Origin of the sequence: Enterococcus sp. HMSC076E04 (assembly GCF_001814285.1) — a bacterium.
GTDB classification, from domain to species: Bacteria; Bacillota; Bacilli; order Lactobacillales; family Enterococcaceae; genus Enterococcus_B; species Enterococcus_B lactis.
Genome location: NZ_KV815554.1, coordinates 1 through 1,695, shown reverse-complemented (window position 1 = coordinate 1,695; position 1,695 = coordinate 1). Strand labels below are relative to the sequence as shown.

Below are 1,695 nucleotides of genomic sequence, written 5' to 3'. Positions count from 1 at the left end.
TTGAGAGTAAACCTCTCAAAACTGAACAAAGTAAAAACAAATTGTGTAGTCTCCGTAATATTCCTTAGAAAGGAGGTGATCCAGCCGCACCTTCCGATACGGCTACCTTGTTACGACTTCACCCCAATCATCTATCCCACCTTAGGCGGCTGGCTCCAAAAAGGTTACCTCACCGACTTCGGGTGTTACAAACTCTCGTGGTGTGACGGGCGGTGTGTACAAGGCCCGGGAACGTATTCACCGCGGCGTGCTGATCCGCGATTACTAGCGATTCCGGCTTCATGCAGGCGAGTTGCAGCCTGCAATCCGAACTGAGAGAAGCTTTAAGAGATTAGCTTAGCCTCGCGACTTCGCAACTCGTTGTACTTCCCATTGTAGCACGTGTGTAGCCCAGGTCATAAGGGGCATGATGATTTGACGTCATCCCCACCTTCCTCCGGTTTGTCACCGGCAGTCTTGCTAGAGTGCCCAACTGAATGATGGCAACTAACAATAAGGGTTGCGCTCGTTGCGGGACTTAACCCAACATCTCACGACACGAGCTGACGACAACCATGCACCACCTGTCACTTTGCCCCCGAAGGGGAAGCTCTATCTCTAGAGTGGTCAAAGGATGTCAAGACCTGGTAAGGTTCTTCGCGTTGCTTCGAATTAAACCACATGCTCCACCGCTTGTGCGGGCCCCCGTCAATTCCTTTGAGTTTCAACCTTGCGGTCGTACTCCCCAGGCGGAGTGCTTAATGCGTTAGCTGCAGCACTGAAGGGCGGAAACCCTCCAACACTTAGCACTCATCGTTTACGGCGTGGACTACCAGGGTATCTAATCCTGTTTGCTCCCCACGCTTTCGAGCCTCAGCGTCAGTTACAGACCAGAGAGCCGCCTTCGCCACTGGTGTTCCTCCATATATCTACGCATTTCACCGCTACACATGGAATTCCACTCTCCTCTTCTGCACTCAAGTCTCCCAGTTTCCAATGACCCTCCCCGGTTGAGCCGGGGGCTTTCACATCAGACTTAAGAAACCGCCTGCGCTCGCTTTACGCCCAATAAATCCGGACAACGCTTGCCACCTACGTATTACCGCGGCTGCTGGCACGTAGTTAGCCGTGGCTTTCTGGTTAGATACCGTCAAGGGATGAACAGTTACTCTCATCCTTATTCTTCTCTAACAACAGAGTTTTACGATCCGAAAACCTTCTTCACTCACGCGGCGTTGCTCGGTCAGACTTTCGTCCATTGCCGAAGATTCCCTACTGCTGCCTCCCGTAGGAGTTTGGGCCGTGTCTCAGTCCCAATGTGGCCGATCACCCTCTCAGGTCGGCTATGCATCGTGGCCTTGGTGAGCCGTTACCTCACCAACTAGCTAATGCACCGCGGGTCCATCCATCAGCGACACCCGAAAGCGCCTTTCAAATCAAAACCATGCGGTTTCGATTGTTATACGGTATTAGCACCTGTTTCCAAGTGTTATCCCCTTCTGATGGGCAGGTTACCCACGTGTTACTCACCCGTTCGCCACTCCTCTTTTTCCGGTGGAGCAAGCTCCGGTGGAAAAAGAAGCGTACGACTTGCATGTATTAGGCACGCCGCCAGCGTTCGTCCTGAGCCAGGATCAAACTCTCATAAAAAGTTCGAACAATCTTGCGATTGTTAAGCTCAATTTGTTTGCTAGCATATTGCTTGCTTGTTAAAAA

Annotated in this window: 1 rRNA gene; it reads right to left on the bottom strand. The window is 51.7% G+C overall.

The features are described 5' to 3' along the window. Positions 1 to 68: 68 nt before the first annotated feature. Positions 69 to 1,629: ribosomal RNA gene (locus tag HMPREF2961_RS00510) — 16S ribosomal RNA — on the bottom strand. Positions 1,630 to 1,695: the final 66 nt, after the last annotated feature.